The 15,256-nt window shown below is 61.3% G+C and carries 17 protein-coding genes; 7 read left to right on the top strand and 10 right to left on the bottom strand.

All coding sequences use genetic code 11. The features are described 5' to 3' along the window. Positions 1-144: 144 nt before the first annotated feature. The 4 genes from rplI to rpsF form a co-directional block, all read right to left on the bottom strand. Positions 145-747, bottom strand: coding sequence for a 50S ribosomal protein L9 (rplI, locus tag ABSE61_RS33225; RefSeq protein WP_423875408.1), 603 nt, complete (start codon positions 745-747; stop codon positions 145-147). A gap of 45 nt (positions 748-792) precedes the next feature. After that, positions 793-1,743, bottom strand: coding sequence for a DUF2232 domain-containing protein (locus tag ABSE61_RS33230; protein ID WP_423875409.1), 951 nt, complete (start codon positions 1,741-1,743; stop codon positions 793-795). A 129-nt stretch (positions 1,744-1,872) separates the two neighbouring features. Beyond that, complete coding sequence (gene rpsR, locus ABSE61_RS33235; protein WP_011441353.1) at positions 1,873-2,112, bottom strand: 30S ribosomal protein S18; 240 nt, start codon at positions 2,110-2,112, stop codon at positions 1,873-1,875. Between the two features lie 5 nt (positions 2,113-2,117). Further along, the gene (gene rpsF / locus ABSE61_RS33240) at positions 2,118-2,588 is read right to left on the bottom strand and encodes a 30S ribosomal protein S6 (protein ID WP_423875411.1); all 471 of its coding nucleotides are present in this window, start codon (positions 2,586-2,588) and stop codon (positions 2,118-2,120) included. A gap of 448 nt (positions 2,589-3,036) precedes the next feature. Between rpsF and fabD the strand changes: the two genes are divergently transcribed. The 7 genes from fabD (at position 3,037) to gmk (ending at position 9,944) form a co-directional block, all read left to right on the top strand. Beyond that, a complete protein-coding gene (gene fabD / locus ABSE61_RS33245) occupies positions 3,037-3,996 on the top strand; it encodes an ACP S-malonyltransferase (protein WP_423875412.1) in 960 nt (319 codons plus the stop codon). Positions 3,997-4,012: 16 nt separating this feature from the next. Continuing rightward, positions 4,013-4,750 carry a 3-oxoacyl-[acyl-carrier-protein] reductase gene (fabG, locus tag ABSE61_RS33250; RefSeq protein ID WP_423875422.1) on the top strand — a complete coding sequence of 246 codons (738 nt, stop codon included), beginning with the start codon at positions 4,013-4,015 and terminating at the stop codon, positions 4,748-4,750. Positions 4,751-5,176: 426 nt separating this feature from the next. Next, the gene (locus ABSE61_RS33255; RefSeq protein WP_006610957.1) at positions 5,177-5,416 is read left to right on the top strand and encodes an acyl carrier protein; all 240 of its coding nucleotides are present in this window, start codon (positions 5,177-5,179) and stop codon (positions 5,414-5,416) included. Positions 5,417-5,513: 97 nt separating this feature from the next. Then, on the top strand, positions 5,514-6,779 hold the full coding sequence (gene fabF, locus ABSE61_RS33260) for a beta-ketoacyl-ACP synthase II (protein ID WP_423875413.1): 1,266 nt from the start codon (positions 5,514-5,516) through the stop codon (positions 6,777-6,779). Positions 6,780-6,981: 202 nt separating this feature from the next. Then, positions 6,982-8,244 (top strand): endolytic transglycosylase MltG, encoded by a 1,263-nt coding sequence (gene mltG / locus ABSE61_RS33265; protein ID WP_423875414.1) that lies wholly within the window; start codon positions 6,982-6,984, stop codon positions 8,242-8,244. Positions 8,245-8,395: 151 nt separating this feature from the next. After that, entirely contained in the window at positions 8,396-9,283 is an 888-nt protein-coding gene (locus tag ABSE61_RS33270) for a YicC/YloC family endoribonuclease (RefSeq protein WP_423875423.1), read from the top strand. Between the two features lie 25 nt (positions 9,284-9,308). Beyond that, positions 9,309-9,944 carry a guanylate kinase gene (gene gmk, locus ABSE61_RS33275; RefSeq protein ID WP_423875415.1) on the top strand — a complete coding sequence of 212 codons (636 nt, stop codon included), beginning with the start codon at positions 9,309-9,311 and terminating at the stop codon, positions 9,942-9,944. Positions 9,945-9,952: 8 nt separating this feature from the next. Here gmk and ABSE61_RS33280 read toward each other — a convergent pair whose 3' ends face one another. The 6 genes from ABSE61_RS33280 to ABSE61_RS33305 form a co-directional block, all read right to left on the bottom strand. Further along, positions 9,953-10,780 (bottom strand): hypothetical protein, encoded by an 828-nt coding sequence (locus ABSE61_RS33280; RefSeq protein WP_423875416.1) that lies wholly within the window; start codon positions 10,778-10,780, stop codon positions 9,953-9,955. Positions 10,781-10,937: 157 nt separating this feature from the next. Beyond that, the gene (locus tag ABSE61_RS33285; RefSeq protein ID WP_423875417.1) at positions 10,938-11,996 is read right to left on the bottom strand and encodes an alcohol dehydrogenase; all 1,059 of its coding nucleotides are present in this window, start codon (positions 11,994-11,996) and stop codon (positions 10,938-10,940) included. A gap of 21 nt (positions 11,997-12,017) precedes the next feature. Continuing rightward, a complete protein-coding gene (gene rsmA, locus ABSE61_RS33290; protein ID WP_423875418.1) occupies positions 12,018-12,872 on the bottom strand; it encodes a 16S rRNA (adenine(1518)-N(6)/adenine(1519)-N(6))-dimethyltransferase RsmA in 855 nt (284 codons plus the stop codon). Next, positions 12,869-13,873 carry a 4-hydroxythreonine-4-phosphate dehydrogenase PdxA gene (gene pdxA / locus ABSE61_RS33295; RefSeq protein ID WP_423875419.1) on the bottom strand — a complete coding sequence of 335 codons (1,005 nt, stop codon included), beginning with the start codon at positions 13,871-13,873 and terminating at the stop codon, positions 12,869-12,871. Before pdxA ends, rsmA begins: the two co-directional genes overlap by 4 nt. Positions 13,874-13,876: 3 nt before the next feature. Further along, positions 13,877-14,821, bottom strand: coding sequence for a peptidylprolyl isomerase family protein (locus ABSE61_RS33300; protein WP_423875420.1), 945 nt, complete (start codon positions 14,819-14,821; stop codon positions 13,877-13,879). 201 nt (positions 14,822-15,022) lie between these two features. Continuing rightward, positions 15,023-15,256, bottom strand: a 234-nt coding sequence (locus tag ABSE61_RS33305) for a hypothetical protein (RefSeq protein WP_423875421.1), incomplete at its 5' end; no start/stop codon positions are given.

Genomic DNA, 15,256 nt, shown 5'->3' on the forward strand with positions numbered 1-15,256 from the left:
CATCAATCTCATCGGCCCGCAAAGCCTCAAGATCAGGCTCGCCTGACCCTAAAAATGAAAAAAGAGGCCCAGGATCACCGGAGCCTCTCGTTTCCACACAGCCTGCTCAGGCCGGGGCTTTTTTGCCAATGGTGCAGCGCGGCTTTATTCTTCGGACGCAGGGCTCGGCTGCGGTGCGAGTTCGCCGGGCAGGGCTTCGGGATCGAAGAATTCGCCGGCGGCGGCGATGGCCTCGGCAGCCGCATCCCGATCTTCCTGGCGCGTCGAAATGTCCTCGCCACGGTTGATGCGCTCGGCTTCGTCGGTGCTGCGCGCGACGGTGACGGTGACGCCGACTTCGACTTCCGGATGCACGGCAATCGCGATCTCATGCTTGCCGATGGTCTTGATCGGCGCGTCCAGCATGATCTGGCTGCGGCTGATGCTGACGCCGTCGTTCTGGAACGCGGCGATGATGTCGCGCACGCTCACCGATCCGAACAACTGGCCGGTCTCGGAGGCCTGGCGAAGGATGATGACGTTACGGCCGTTGATCTTTTCGGCGACCTTGGCAGCTTCGGTCTTGGCTTCGAGGTTGCGGGCCTCGAGTTCGGCCTTCATGCCATCGAACTTGGCGCGATTGTCTGTGGTGGCCCGCAGCGCCTTGCCGCGCTTGAGCAGAAAGTTGCGGGCAAACCCGTCTCTGACGCGGACGACTTCGCCCATCTGGCCGAGTTTGGCGACGCGTTCCAACAAGATGACTTCCATATTCGTGTTCCTTTCAGATGGTTTTTGGGATTGGAGTTTCGGTTTTCATGATTTCGGAAGGGGCGGTGGCCTGCCGCGCAAGTAACGTTGGCGAAGCCCAAATACGGCGTCGGCCACCCCGAGCAGGGCGACCGCCAACAGCGCCCAGGCAAAGCCTGCGACGATTGCATAAGCGCAACCAAGCCATAACGCGCGGCTCTTCATGGCGAGCGTGAGAGTGTGCAGCACGGCAAAGCCGGTCATCGCATAGGCGATCGACAGGCCGGCGGTCAGGACCTGCGCCAGAATGGCCAGAAGGCCACCGGAAAAACAGCAGACGACAGCAGCAAACAGCGCGGCGATCGTCATGGTCGGCAGGGCGATGCTTTTCAAATCGGGCCACGGGCGATGCAACCGTCCCGACGTCGCCGCAATTTTCGCCGCAAGCCACAGGTTAAGAGTCAGCATCGCCACGGCTGCCATTTCGGCGCCCATCGGCGCCATCACCACCAACGTGTCGAGCGTCGAATCGTTGAGGGCAAGGCCAGTGGCTTCCAGAAGCTCAACCCAGCCCTTGCGGATCGTGCTCTGGATGGCCGCAGCATCCGTGCCCATCGTCAGCAGCATCGTAACGGTGATGATCGTTGCAAAAACCAGAATCCAGATCAGAACCCGGCCGACCGGATACCATTCCAGTTTTTCATCTGGGCCGGCCATGGCGACGTCCTCTCGCTGGCGCGCGAGCAGGACAAGGTGCGCCAGCCACCAGGCCGGCAGCACGTTCACCATCGCAAACGCGATGCAATAGGGAAGGCCGAACAGGAAGGCGATGACGACAGTGGCGGCGATGCCGCCGACGGCTGCGCTTAGGGGACCCCACGCCAGTCCCACCACCATCAGCGGCAACGGTGCGAGATTGATCAGCAACAGCGAGATCGCCGCGCCCGACGTGATCGAGGCGAACATCAATGCCGACGCAAAGCCGGCCGCCAGCGCTATGGAAATGGTCGCGATCATCAGCTGTCCCGCTCCTTTCGAGCGGTTAGAGGTCGTATCGACCCCAACCATCGGCAACCGGACGACCCGGAAGCCTTATGAATGAGTAGTTTGATCCGCGGCATTTGCGCCGCGGATCAAAGGTGGTTGTTAGCGAATGACGTAAGGAAGCAGACCGAGGAAACGTGCGCGCTTGATGGCGCGCGCGAGTTCGCGCTGCTTCTTGGCGGAAACCGCGGTGATGCGGCTCGGCACGATCTTGCCTCGCTCGGAAACGTAACGCATCAACAACTTAGAATCCTTGTAGTCGATCTTCGGCGCATTCGGACCCGTGAAGGGGCAGGTCTTGCGGCGGCGGAAAAACGGACGGCGTGCACCAGCTTCGGCCATTGCTCTTACTCCTCTTCCGTCGCGTCGACATCCTCGCGTGGGCGTCGCGGGCCCCGATCGCCGCGGAAGCCGCCGCCATCACGATCGCCACGGAAGCCACCTTCGCGCTCGCCGCGGAAACCACCGCCACGGTCGTCGCGTTCGCGGTCACGATCAGCCTTGCGCATCATGGCAGAAGGGCCCTCTTCAAGCTCTTCGACACGAACGCTGAGATAGCGGATCACGTCTTCGCTGATCCGCTCCTGACGCTCGATCTCCGCAACTGCGGCCGACGGCGCGTCGATGTTGAGCAGCACGAAGTGCGCCTTGCGATTCTTGTTCATGCGGTAGGTCAGCGAACGCACGCCCCAGTTCTCGGTCTTGGTGACCTTGCCGCCCGCCTGTTCGACGATGCCGGTCATCTGGGTCGTCAGTTCGTCCACCTGCTGGGTGCTCGCGTCCTGACGCGCGAGAAAAACATGCTCATAAAGAGGCATGGATGTCCTTTCCTAGGTTGGCGTGGAGCGCCGGCGGCAAGCCCTTCGAACCCTTCGGAAAGGACTCGGGATAAGCTCAAGAAGGCGGAAGCACGGGACGACGGGCCGACTGGCCCTGCCACATCAAAACCCCGGATAAAGGGTGGAATTGCTGAGACCGTCCGTTCAGCTCCCGGCCGGGGACCCACGGATCAGGGGCGTTATAAGCATTTTGGGCGTGCTGGCAAGGAAAAGCCGAGGGTGTGGGCCAAAGACGCCGCCGGAACCGGGGCGCGGGTCTGCGCTTGACAGGGAAGGCTTTCGCGGTGTCTTTCGGCCCGGCTTGCGGGCGCGATCGGCGGTTTGGCGCGCATCAGGGTTTGGGATTATCTCGTAAGATATTGAAAAATAAATATATTCCTTATTTCCCGTGTCGAAAAAAGGGGAAAGGGAATGTCCGAGGACGCTTATGACGGCAGCATTCACCTTTCCCGGTCAGGGTTCCCAGGCCGTCGGCATGGGTAAGGCGCTGGCGGAAGCTTTTCCGGCGGCCCGCGCGGTGTTCGACGAAGTCGATGCGGCGCTCGGCGAAAAGCTCACGGCCATCATCTGGGACGGCCCGGGCGAGACGTTGCAGCTCACCGAAAATGCCCAGCCGGCGCTGATGGCGGTTTCGCTCGCGACCCTTCGGGTGCTGGAGGGCGAGGCGGGCTTTTCCGTCGCCAAACACGCAGCCTTTGTTGCCGGCCACTCGCTGGGGGAATATTCCGCGCTGGCGGCTGCTGGCAGCCTCACCGTCAGTGATACCGCCCGCCTGCTTCGTGTTCGCGGCCTTGCGATGCAGAAGGCGGTTCCAGTGGGCGCCGGCGCCATGGCCGCCTTGCTGGGCCTCGACTACGAGACCGCAGTTGCGGTTGCGGATGAAGCCGCGCAGGGACAGGTTTGCCAGGCCGCCAACGACAATGGCGGCGGTCAGGTCGTGATTTCCGGCGACAAGGCTGCCGTCGAGCGGGCGGTCGAGATCGCCAAAACCAAAGGCGCCAAGCGCGCGATGATGCTGCCCGTCTCTGCGCCGTTTCACTGCCGATTGATGCAGCCGGCGGCCGACGCGATGGCGGAGGCATTGGCCGGTGTTGTCATCAAGCCGCCCGTTGCACCCTTGGTATCAAACGTATTGGCTGCGCCGATCGCCACACCCGACGAGATTCGCCGACGGCTGGTCGAGCAGGTCACGGGCACCGTGCGCTGGCGTGAGTCGGTGGCTTATATGGCCCATCATGGGGTCACGCGGTTTTTCGAAATTGGAGCCGGGAAGGTGCTGAGTGGATTGGTCAAGCGTATCGCCGAGGGTGCCGTTGGCGTTTCGGTGAGCGGGCCGGGCGATATCGGTTCAGCCAAAGACGCGCTCGCTGCAGCGCAGGCATCCTGAGTTGGGGGATAAAATGATGTTCGATCTCACCGGCAGAACGGCGCTGGTCACGGGCGCAAGCGGGGGCATTGGCGGCGCAATCGCCCGGGCGCTGCATCGGCAAGGTGCTACGGTGGCCATTTCCGGCACACGGCGTGAGGCGTTGGATGCGCTCGCCGCCCAACTGGGTGAACGGGTCCATGTGTTGCCCTGCAATCTCTCTGACGCGACCGAGGTCGAGGCTCTCGTGCCGTCTGCTGAGGCGGCCATGGGTCAACTCAATATCCTCGTCGCGAATGCCGGCATTACGCGCGACAATCTTTTTGTGCAGTTGCGGGATGAGGACTGGGCAGAGGTGATCAACGTCAACCTGACCTCGACCTTCCGCCTTGCCCGCGCCGCGACCAAGCTGATGATGCGCAAACGCTTCGGCCGGATCATCGCGATCACGTCGGTGGTGGGTGTCACCGGCAATCCCGGCCAGGGCAACTACACGGCTTCGAAAGCCGGTCTGATCGGGATGATCAAGACGCTCGGCGCGGAGTATGCCAAGCGCAACATCACCGCCAATTGCATCGCGCCGGGCTTTATCGCCACGCCGATGACCGATGCACTTAACGAGAAGCAACGCGAAGCCGTTCTATCGAAAGTTCCGGCGGCGCGCTTGGGAACGCCCGACGATATCGCCGCAGCGGCGGTCTATCTTAGTTCGAACGAAGCGGCCTATGTGACCGGCCAGACCATTCACGTGAATGGCGGAATGGCCATGATCTGAAGGGCGGTGGAACGACTTCGCCATGATGTTAACCGCCCGCTCATCAAAGGCGAATGCCGAATGCAAAACCGCACCGGAAACCCATACTTGCCAGTGGTCTTTTGAATCCGGCTTTTGCAAAGGGCCTGCCGCGATGCGATGCGACTGCTGGAATTGGACCACCGATCGAGACCCGAGCCGCAGGACGGCCGGGGCTTGTAGTCAAGGCTAGGGAAGTGTGATAACCGGACCCCAGATGGGGGCAAAAGAACACCATTGCAGGATGTTGAAACCCTGTATAATTGGCGGTGCGGAGCCTGTCATCGTGCGCCGGGTCCGCGTCGGCCGTAACAGGCCTCAAGCAAGACTATGCGCGATTTTGAAATTCACGACCACGATGGCTCGTACGTCTTGGGTCGGTCCAATGGAACAGCACGAGGTTGAGCGATGAGTGAGATTGGCGAGCGGGTTAAGAAGATCGTGGTCGAACACCTTGGTGTCGAACCCGAAAAGGTGGTCGACAACGCGAGCTTTATTGACGACCTCGGCGCCGACAGTCTCGATACGGTCGAGCTCGTGATGGCTTTCGAAGAAGAATTCGGTTGTGAAATTCCCGACGATGCCGCGGAAACGATTTTGACCGTCGGCGATGCGACTAAATTTCTGGAAAAGAACGCGAAGAGCTGACGCCCCCGCGCGGAACTGACAGGACGGAAGGGACCGTGGCCTCGCGGTCCCTCTGTTTGTTGCCGGAGACCGCGAATCGCGGGCTGGAGTGGTCTAGATGAGGCGGGTTGTCGTCACGGGCCTTGGCATGGTCTCGCCGCTTGGCTGTGGCATCGAGCCGACTTGGAAACGCATTCTGAACAGCGAAAGCGGTGCCCGGAAGATCGAGACGTTCGACGTTTCCGATCTTACCAGCCAGATCGCTTGCGTGGTGCCACGCGGCGATGGCACTGGCGGCACCTTCAACGCCGACCAGTGGATGGAGCCGAAAGACCAACGCAAGGTCGACGACTTCATCATCTTTGCCATGTGCGCCGCGCGTCAGGCGCTTGATGACGCCAACTGGCATCCCGTAAGCGAGGAAGATCAGTGCGCCACCGGCACCATGATCGGTTCCGGCATTGGCGGCCTGTCGGGGATTGCGGATACCTCGATCCTTCTGAAGGAGCGCGGGCCGCGCAAGGTGTCGCCGTTCTTCATTCCGGGGCGTCTCATCAATCTCGCTTCGGGTTACGTGTCGATTGAGCACGGCCTCAAGGGTCCCAATCACTCCGTCGTCACCGCATGTTCGACCGGGGCCCATGCGATCGGCGATGCGAGCCGGCTGATTGCACTTGGAGATGCGGATGTCATGCTGGCTGGCGGTACCGAATCGCCGATTTGCCGAATTGGCATGGCGGGCTTCTGCGCCGCCCGCGCGCTATCGACGGCCTTTAACGAAACGCCGGAAAAGGCGTCGCGCCCCTACGACAAGGATCGCGACGGTTTTGTCATGGGCGAGGGCGCCGGCATCCTGGTGCTGGAAGAATTTGACCATGCGAAAAAACGCGGTGCCAAGATATACGCCGAGGTGGTCGGCTACGGACTGTCCGGCGATGCCTATCACATCACTTCGCCCGCACCGGATGGGAACGGTGCCTTCAGGAGCATGAGCGCCGCACTGAAACGTGCGGAAATTTCAGCCGCCGATATCGATTATATCAACGCTCACGGCACATCGACGCAGATCGGCGACGAAATCGAACTGTCGGCCGTGGAGCGCCTGCTGGGCAATGCGGCCTCCCGGGTCTCGATGTCCTCGACCAAGTCATGCACGGGGCATCTGCTCGGCGCAGCCGGCGCGATAGAAGCAATTTTCGGCATTCTTGCGATTCGCGATAACATCGCCCCGCCGACGATCAATCTTGACAATCCCTCGGTGGAAACCGCCATTGATCTGGTGCCGAACACATCGCGCCAACGCGAAATTAATGTCGTGCTGTCGAATTCATTCGGTTTCGGAGGTACAAATGCGTCCGTGATTCTGCGGCGCGTAACCGGCTAGCGAGCCGGATTTGACAGACTTTACTTATCTCGTCACCAAGGCGCGCAATGCGAATGCTAGAATCAGTTAAACGGTGCGCGTTTGATCGCTTAGAACTCCACCGTTTCGCCGCATTCGGTGATAATTCCTAGATGTGGGCGACACCACCGGCCGACACAGTTTTCCGGGCCACGATTGAACCGACGGGATTCAGGTTGCATCGATGAGTGAGAGGCCGCCCATTTCGCCAAGGAGCCCGCGCGCCGCGCTGGAGCCCGAACAGGTTCCGCCGCCGCCCAAGCGATCAGAGCGCGCCCGCAATCCATTCATCGTCGTCGGCAACGCGATCATCACCTTCATCCTCTTTGTGATGATTGCGGTCGGCGGCACGTATATCTACGGCAAGCAGAAAATCGAGGCGCCAGGTCCCCTGCAGGAGGACAAGGTGGTCAACATTCCGGCACGGGCAGGCGTCACCGATATCGCCGATGTCCTGCAGCGTGAAGGCGTCATCGACAATAACCGCTGGGCCTTCATCGGCAGCGTTTTTGCGCTGAAGGCGCGTTCCGAGCTCAAGCCCGGCGAATACCAGTTCCAGAAGAACGCCAGTTTGAGGGATGTCATCGGCACGATCGTCGAAGGCAAGGTGGTTCAGCATTCCGTCACCATCCCGGAGGGGTTGACCTCCGAGCAGATCGTGGCCCGGCTTTCCGACAACGATATTTTCTCGGGCTCGGTGCGCGAGTTGCCGCGCGAAGGCACGCTGTTGCCGGAAACCTATAAATTTCCGCGCGGAACCCCGAGGGACCAGGTGATCGCGCGCATGCAGCAAGCACAAAAGCGCGTGCTTGCCGAGATCTGGGAGCGCCGCAATCCGGATATTCCGGTCAAGACACCGGAACAGTTGGTGACACTGGCCTCGATCGTGGAAAAGGAGACCGGCAAAGCGGATGAGCGCAGCCGGGTGGCCTCGGTGTTCGTCAACCGGCTTCGGCAGAAAATAAAACTGCAGTCGGACCCGACGATCATCTACGGGTTGGTCGGCGGCAAGGGCACGTTGGGCCGGCCGATCAAGCGAAGCGAAATTCAGCAACCTTCGCCCTACAATACCTATGTGGTGGACGGATTGCCGCCTGGGCCGATCGCCAATCCCGGCCGCGCCTCACTGGAGGCTGCCGCCAATCCTGCGCGAACGCGTGATCTGTTCTTTGTTGCCGACGGCACGGGCGGACACGCCTTCAGCGATACTTATGACGTGCACCAGAAAAACGTCGCGAAGCTGAGAGCGATGGAAAAGCAGATCCAGAACGATACGGTCGAGCCCGCCGACGATCCCCCGCCGCCAGCGGCGGCGAATGCGTCTGCGGATGCACCAGCCGCGCCGCCGAAGCCGGCCCCGGCCAAGAAGCCGGCGCGCCCAGCGCCTTTGTTGCCCCGGCAAGGCACTGCGCCACCGGCGGCATCCGCTCCGGTCGACCAGCAATAGTGCTAGAGGCGTGATCATGGACGCTTGTCGTTCGTGATCGAAAACGGCTTTAGACGGCGCACAAATTCCACTTTGGCTTCAGACGCGCTAGACTTGCTTGCGTTCGGCTAGCGAATCCATGGCCGTGACTTCGTCCGGAGAACCCCACACGATGGTGCTGTCGAGTATGACCGGCTTTGCCCGCAGCCACGGCGCCAGCGGACCTTATACGTTCGAGTGGGAACTGAAGTCCGTCAATGCCAAGGGGCTGGACGTGCGCCTGCGCCTGCCGCCGGGATGGGACGAATTGGAGTCATTCGCTAAAAAGCGCGCCGGCGAGGTGCTGTCGCGGGGCACGGTATACGCCAATTTCAACGTCAAGCGCACCAACGCGCTGTCGACGATTCGTATCAACGAAGATGTCCTGGCGTCGGTCGTGCGTGTCGCCGGCGTGCTTGCCGGCAAGATCGATGCGGTGGCGCCCAGCATCGATGGACTGCTCTCCATCAAAGGCGTCATCGAAGTGGTCGAGCCGGAATCCGATGAGACGGAAGACAAAGCGGCGAAAGATGCAGCTAGCTCGGCGTTCGATCAGGCGCTTACGCAACTGGTCGAGATGCGCCAGCGCGAGGGCACCGCACTCGGGCAAATCCTGCTGCAGCGAATGGATGAGATCGAGCAGTTGGCGAAGAAGGCCGAGACGGCGCCGGGACGCAAGCCGGACGCGGTCAAGGCGCGCCTGGCTGAACAAATCGCGATGCTGCTGGAGACGTCCGATCGTTTCGACCCCGACCGCCTCAGCCAGGAGGCGCTGCTGATCGCGGCAAAAGCCGACATACGCGAAGAACTCGACCGCATCGCCTCCCATGTTGCGCAGGCCCGTGAGATGATCGCCAAAGGCGGACCGGTCGGCCGGCGTCTGGATTTCCTTGCGCAGGAATTCAATCGCGAGGTGAATACGTGTTGTTCCAAGTCCAACGATATCGAGTTGACCAATACCGGGCTTGAAATGAAGAACGTGGTGGAGCAATTCCGCGAGCAGGTCCAGAATCTGGAGTGACGCATGGCGGGTCGAGGGCAAAGCGATGTCGGTTGAGCGGCGTGGCCTGATGTTCGTGCTGTCCTCGCCGTCGGGCGCGGGCAAGACCACGTTGTCGCGTCTCTTGATCGAGCGCATGACCGGCCTGAGGATGTCGGTGTCGGCGACGACCCGACCGATGCGACCGGGCGAAGTCGATGGCCGCGACTATCTGTTCGTCGATCAGGCGCGCTTCAAGGAAATGGTCCAGCGGCACGAACTCCTGGAATGGGCCACCGTATTCGACAACAGTTATGGTACGCCACAGGCGCCGGTTGAAGCGGCCTTGTCGGCAGGGCGGGACGTATTGTTCGATATCGACTGGCAGGGCACGCAGCAACTGCGCGAGAAAGCCCGGGCAGACGTGGTGAGCGTGTTCATTTTGCCGCCCTCGGCGGCCGATCTTGAGAGGCGGCTGCATAGCCGCGCCCAGGACAGCGACGCGGTGATACGTTCGCGCATGAGCCGCGCCTCGCACGAACTGAGCCACTGGGCGGAATACGACTATATCGTCATCAATCACAACATCGACGAAGCCTTCGCTGAAGTTCAATCGATCCTGAAGGCGGAGCGGCTCAAGCGAGAGCGCCGTACGGGTCTGACGACCTTCGTTCGCGAACTGCAGCGGCAATTAGAGAAATAGCCGGATCCTCACCTCGCCGCACGCCGGGGCGGGCGCCGGACGAATTCCGGTGAGACGGCAGGTGCGCTTCCGAGGCTGCGGGCAAATCGGGGCCGATAATCCCCGTTGTCCATGGAGGGATAATCCGACAGCACGATGCGGTCGTCATCGGTGGTTTCCCAGATCGGTCCTCGGGCAGAACGCGCTTTAGGCACGCGTAGTCTGCGGCGCCGCCTGGACATGAACGCCGCGGCTCCCGCAAACGCCAGAGCGCCGATAATAGCGGTGACCACTGTCGGAATCATTTCCGGCCGAACGGGCGCGGATAAATACGCGAAGGGGATCGATGGAGCCGGGGCAGCTGGCGATGGTGTTACATCGCTGGCGGGAGTAGGAGCGACTTGCGCTTGTGCCGCGGTGGGAACGGAGACCGCAGCCGGCAAATCCGGCCAGCGCGTGGCGACAGCCGCGGTTGCATTCCATGCCGGAGCGTTTGCGTCGCTGGCAGCGTTGGGGGGCGGGCTGAGGGCGGGAGTGTCTTCGCGGATGGCCTGGGGGCGGAGTTCGGCGCGGGCATCGGCGATCGACGGCTTCGCTGCCGGAGCAGGGGCCGGAGGATTACTCTGCGGCAGGGCTTGCGAAATCCCACCGTCGTCGCGGCGGAGATACCAACAATTACGTTTATTGGCGTGGTCGATGTGATAACGCCAGTGGCTGCCGGCTGGCGTTTCGGCCTTTGGGGTGGGAAGGCAGTCCCCGACATTTGCCGGTTCACCGCGCGCCATGGTCGCAAGCGAAATGCCTGCAAGGATACCGGCCAGAATAGCCGGTACGATAGTCGCGGTTCGTCTAGGCATGCCTAACTCCGTGAACGCAATACATTTCACATGCCGAACCTCGCCATAAAATGGGGTCGCAATACGCCGCAAATTCGGACAGCATTGGGCTTAATTCGGGCCGGCGCCCATCGCTTTCAGGACACGCTGTAAGTGTGAATTTCGGGGCTGTAGAGCCCTAGTTTTTCAGCACAATTCGTCCGACGACCTGGCCGGCCCGCAGCGCATCGATCCAGGTCTGGACATCCGCCATCGGCTCTTCCCGCATCGGTGTCGGCTTGATCTTGCCGGAGCGCGCGAGCGACATCAGTTCATGCGCCTCGGCGAGCGTTCCGACCATGAAGCCTTCGATCGTCATCCGCCTGTAGACCCACTGCACCATCGGCAGGCTGAAATTGCCGCCCATGAGACCCGACACCACGATCTTACCGCCGCGCGCGAGAACAGAAACGGCCAACGCCATCGATTTTTCATTGCCGGCGAAATCGACGATCTCAGCGAATCCGCCCTCGGTTTCCTTGATGATGCGCCGGGTGATCTCCGGCTCCGACGGATCGTAGGCGAAAGCCGCTCCGTTCTTCAGCGCCGTCTCGCGGGCGGCCGCATTCAAATCCGCCACCGTAATCGGCTGCTTGAACATGGCCTGCGCAAAGGCAAGCCCCATCATGCCGACGCCGCCGAGACCGATCAGCAGCAGATTGCGCTGCCGCGGACGGTCGACGAGCCGCTTCAAAGCCCCATAGGCGGTGACGCCGGAACACATCAGCGTAGCGGCCTGATTGACCGGCAACGGATCGTATTCCAGCAGGTATTTTGCGTCGGGCACCAGCACGTGGGTGGCGAAGCCGCCATCGATCGTGACGCCGAGAAAGCGCTGCTTGGCGCAGAGATTTTCATCGCCCGCCAAGCAGTCGCGGCATTGGCCGCAGCCGATCCAAGGAAAAACCGCCCGCTTGGCGCCGATCAGATCCTTTGGCACGTCGGGGCCGACTTCCTCGACGACGCCGGCGATCTCGTGGCCGAGCGTGAACGGCAGTGTCATGCCGCGCGTGGTGTCGAGCTTTTTGCCGCCGCCGAGGTCGGCATAGCCGTCCTGGATATGAAGGTCGGAATGGCAAAGTCCGCAGCGCTCGATCCGGACTAAAACTTCTTGGCCTGCGGGTTTCGGTGTGTCGATGACGGTTTCGCACAGCGGCGCATCAAACTTGACCAGCGATTGGCGACGCATGAGCGGCATGAAGTGTCTCCGAAAAGATGTTCAGCTATTGTTCCGTATATGGGTCAATTCCCGAGCCATGGCAACAAATCCGCTGACGGGAATGGTTTCGGGGCGCCGCGTCTCATCGATCTCGGCGGCCGCGACCAGCCGGGCCGGATCGATCGCCAGCGACTTCAAGCTCTGCCGCAACATCTTGCGGCGCTGACCGAAGGCGGCCGCGGCCACCTGCTCCAGCGCGCGGCGGTCGCAGATTTCCGGGGCCTGACGCGGGACTAATCGCACGACGGAGGAAGTGACCTTGGGCTGTGGCACGAAGGCCGCCGGCGAAATATCGAACAGGATCTTTGTCTCAGTGCGCCAATTCGCAAGCACGCCCAGCCGTCCATAGGCCTCGTCGTTCTCGCGCGCCACGATGCGCTCGGCGACTTCACGCTGAAACATCAGCACCATCATGTCGTACCAGGGCGGCCATGGCTCGATCGAGAGCCAATCGATCAGAAGTGCGGTTGCGATATTGTAGGGCAGGTTGGCGACGATTTTTGCGCGGGCTGTCCCAAGCCACGGACGCGGATCGAAATGTTGGGCGTCGGCGCAGACGATCTCCAGCCTTCCCGGATATCGCTGCGCGATTTCCTCCAGCGCGGGGAGGGCGCGTTCGTCGCGTTCGACCGCGATCACGTGGCACGCACCCATGGCCAGCAGTGCGCGCGTCAATCCTCCCGGACCGGGGCCGATCTCGATCACGGTGGCATCGTCAAGCGGGCCCGCGGCACGCGCAATCCTGGCGGTGAGGTTGAGGTCGAACAGGAAATTCTGACCGAGCGATTTGCGGGCAGAGAGGGAATGCCGGCGAATGACCTCGCGAAGTGGCGGAAGGTCGTCGATCGCGCTCATGTGGTCTTGGTCGCAGCCATGCGGGCGGCCAATCGCAGCGCCGCAATGAGGCTTGACGGGTTGGGCTTGTCGGTCCCGGCAATATCGAAGGCCGTCCCATGATCGGGCGAGGTGCGGATAAAGGGCAGCCCCAAGGTGACGTTGACGGCGTCTTCGAAAGCCAGCGTTTTGATCGGGATCAGCGCCTGGTCGTGATACATGCAAATGGCGCAGTCATAACTCTGCCGCGCGGCCTCGTGAAACATCGTATCCGCCGGCAGCGGTCCCCGGACATCAAGGCCCTCGCCACGCAGCAGATCGACGGCAGGCGCCACGATAGTCTTGTCTTCGGCGCCCAATGAGCCGTCCTCACCCGCATGCGGGTTAAGACCGGACACGGCCAGACGGGGATGCGCAATTCCGAAATAGGATTTCAAACCCGCCACCACGATCCGGGCTGTCGTGGCAATCAACTCGCTGGAAAGTTGCGCCAGCGCCTCGCGCAAGGAAACATGGATGGTGACGGGAACGACGGCGAGCGCCGGTGACCACAGCATCATCACGGGCTGTGGCGTGAAATTTTTCGTCGCTGCAAGTTCGGCGAGGTATTCGGTGTGTCCGGGATGCCGGAATCCGGCGCGGTAAAGCACGTTCTTGGCAATCGGGTTGGTCACCACTGCGCTCGCCCGGCCATCCGTGACGTCCTTCACGGCCTGGCGGATCGAGGCCAGCGCTGCGCCGGCACTGCTGTCGTCGGGGTGGCCGGGCCGGGCGCTTGCAACGTGACCCGTGGGAACGACCGGCAGTGCATGTGGGAAGATTTCGTTCGCATCTTCCGGACCGCCTTCGACAAGCCTGATGTTCAGTCCAAGTACTTTCGCCCGGCGGTCGAGCGATGCGGCGTCGCCGAGCCAATAGAAAGCGGGCAATTTGAGTTCATCACGACGAAGCCATGCCTGGAGTGTGATGTCCGGGCCGATCCCGGCAGGCTCACCAGATGTCAGCGCGAGAGGCTTTGGCATACGTCAATGGCATTCAATCATCGAGGCCCTGCGGATATCCTGCAAATACGATTTCGATTTCGCCTCGTATTTCTCGGCATAAATTTTTTCCCGGATTTCTTTCTTCTTCGGCGTGTCGACCTTGGTCGGATCCCGGGCGCACAGCGCGACCATCTCGACCCCTTGTTTGGTCACCTCGGGCGGGGTCAGGTGGCCGATCGGCGTGCTGTCGAGTATCTCGCGAAGCGAAGGAGGGATGTCGGCCGAGGTCTTGACCACGGTTTCGCGTATCGCGCCGTTCTGCATCGATTTGAAGAAGGAATTCGCCTCGGCGCAGGTCTGAATTCGCGCTCGCAGGGCCTCGGCCTCCTTCTTGCGAGCTTCCGTGGTCTCTGGTGCTGAGCCGCGCGGCACGATCAGCACGATCGGCTGCATCTTGTATTCGAAGCCTGTCGCTTCTGTCTGTTGTTGGTCTCCCTGTTCTTTAGCTTTCTCCTCCACATCCTTTTCACTGATCTGAAGGCTTTCCTTGTATCGGCCGCGAACCAGATTGCTCCAGACCATGTCGGCCCTGATGCGGGCCTTGAGCGTGTCGGCGCGGATACCCCCGCTCTCCAATGACTTTGTCAGCTGGTCCGGCGTGATTCGCATCCGTCCGCTCATGGCGTTATAGGATTGATCGATATCGCTAGCCGAAGGATCGATGCTGAATTTTTTTCCTTCCCTGATCTTCAATTTTTCATCGGTCAGCTCGTTGATGACTTGCTGACGATCCGGCATTTTATGGGTGCTCAGCATAAGCAGCTTGGAACGCTGCTCGATGTCGAAATTGGTGATCGGCTCGCCATTGATCATGCAAGCAACTTGCGCGCGCGTCGGCGATACGGATACCGCGATCAAAGCGAGGGCAGCACTGCTGCTTAGGACGATTGCCGAGAGCCGACTGGAGAGTGCAACGATCCTGTTCATCTTGGCTGTTTTATTCCGAGTCCATAAAGCAGTTTGATATCACGTCGCTCGCAAGGCGAGCGCCCAAAACCACACTACAATCCTATACTTGCTGGCGGCTTTTGATCCTAGCCCGAAAGACCTCCGCCTGAGCAGGCCAAGGCACTTGGCCCAGATCATACCGCACCAGCAGTATCGTCCGCGAGCCCTCCAGCCGAGCCGTTATTGCGCTGACGTGGTCGTATTGGCAATGGTCCGCAGGCCGATCTGGAGCATGAACGCGTGGCCAAGGATGGGCGGGGAGGTCGTGGTGGCATAGGAGTAGGAGGTGACATAGTTGGCGGCGAGCACGAAGCAGTCGTCGACATAGCCGGCGCCGACGACGTACTGGTTGATCTGGTTGGCGACCAGATCCCAGCGGGCCGCGCCTTGAGCAACCCAGTTGTTGGCGATCTT

This window comes from Bradyrhizobium sp., from assembly GCF_049519115.1.
Classification (GTDB): Bacteria; Pseudomonadota; Alphaproteobacteria; order Rhizobiales; family Xanthobacteraceae; genus Bradyrhizobium.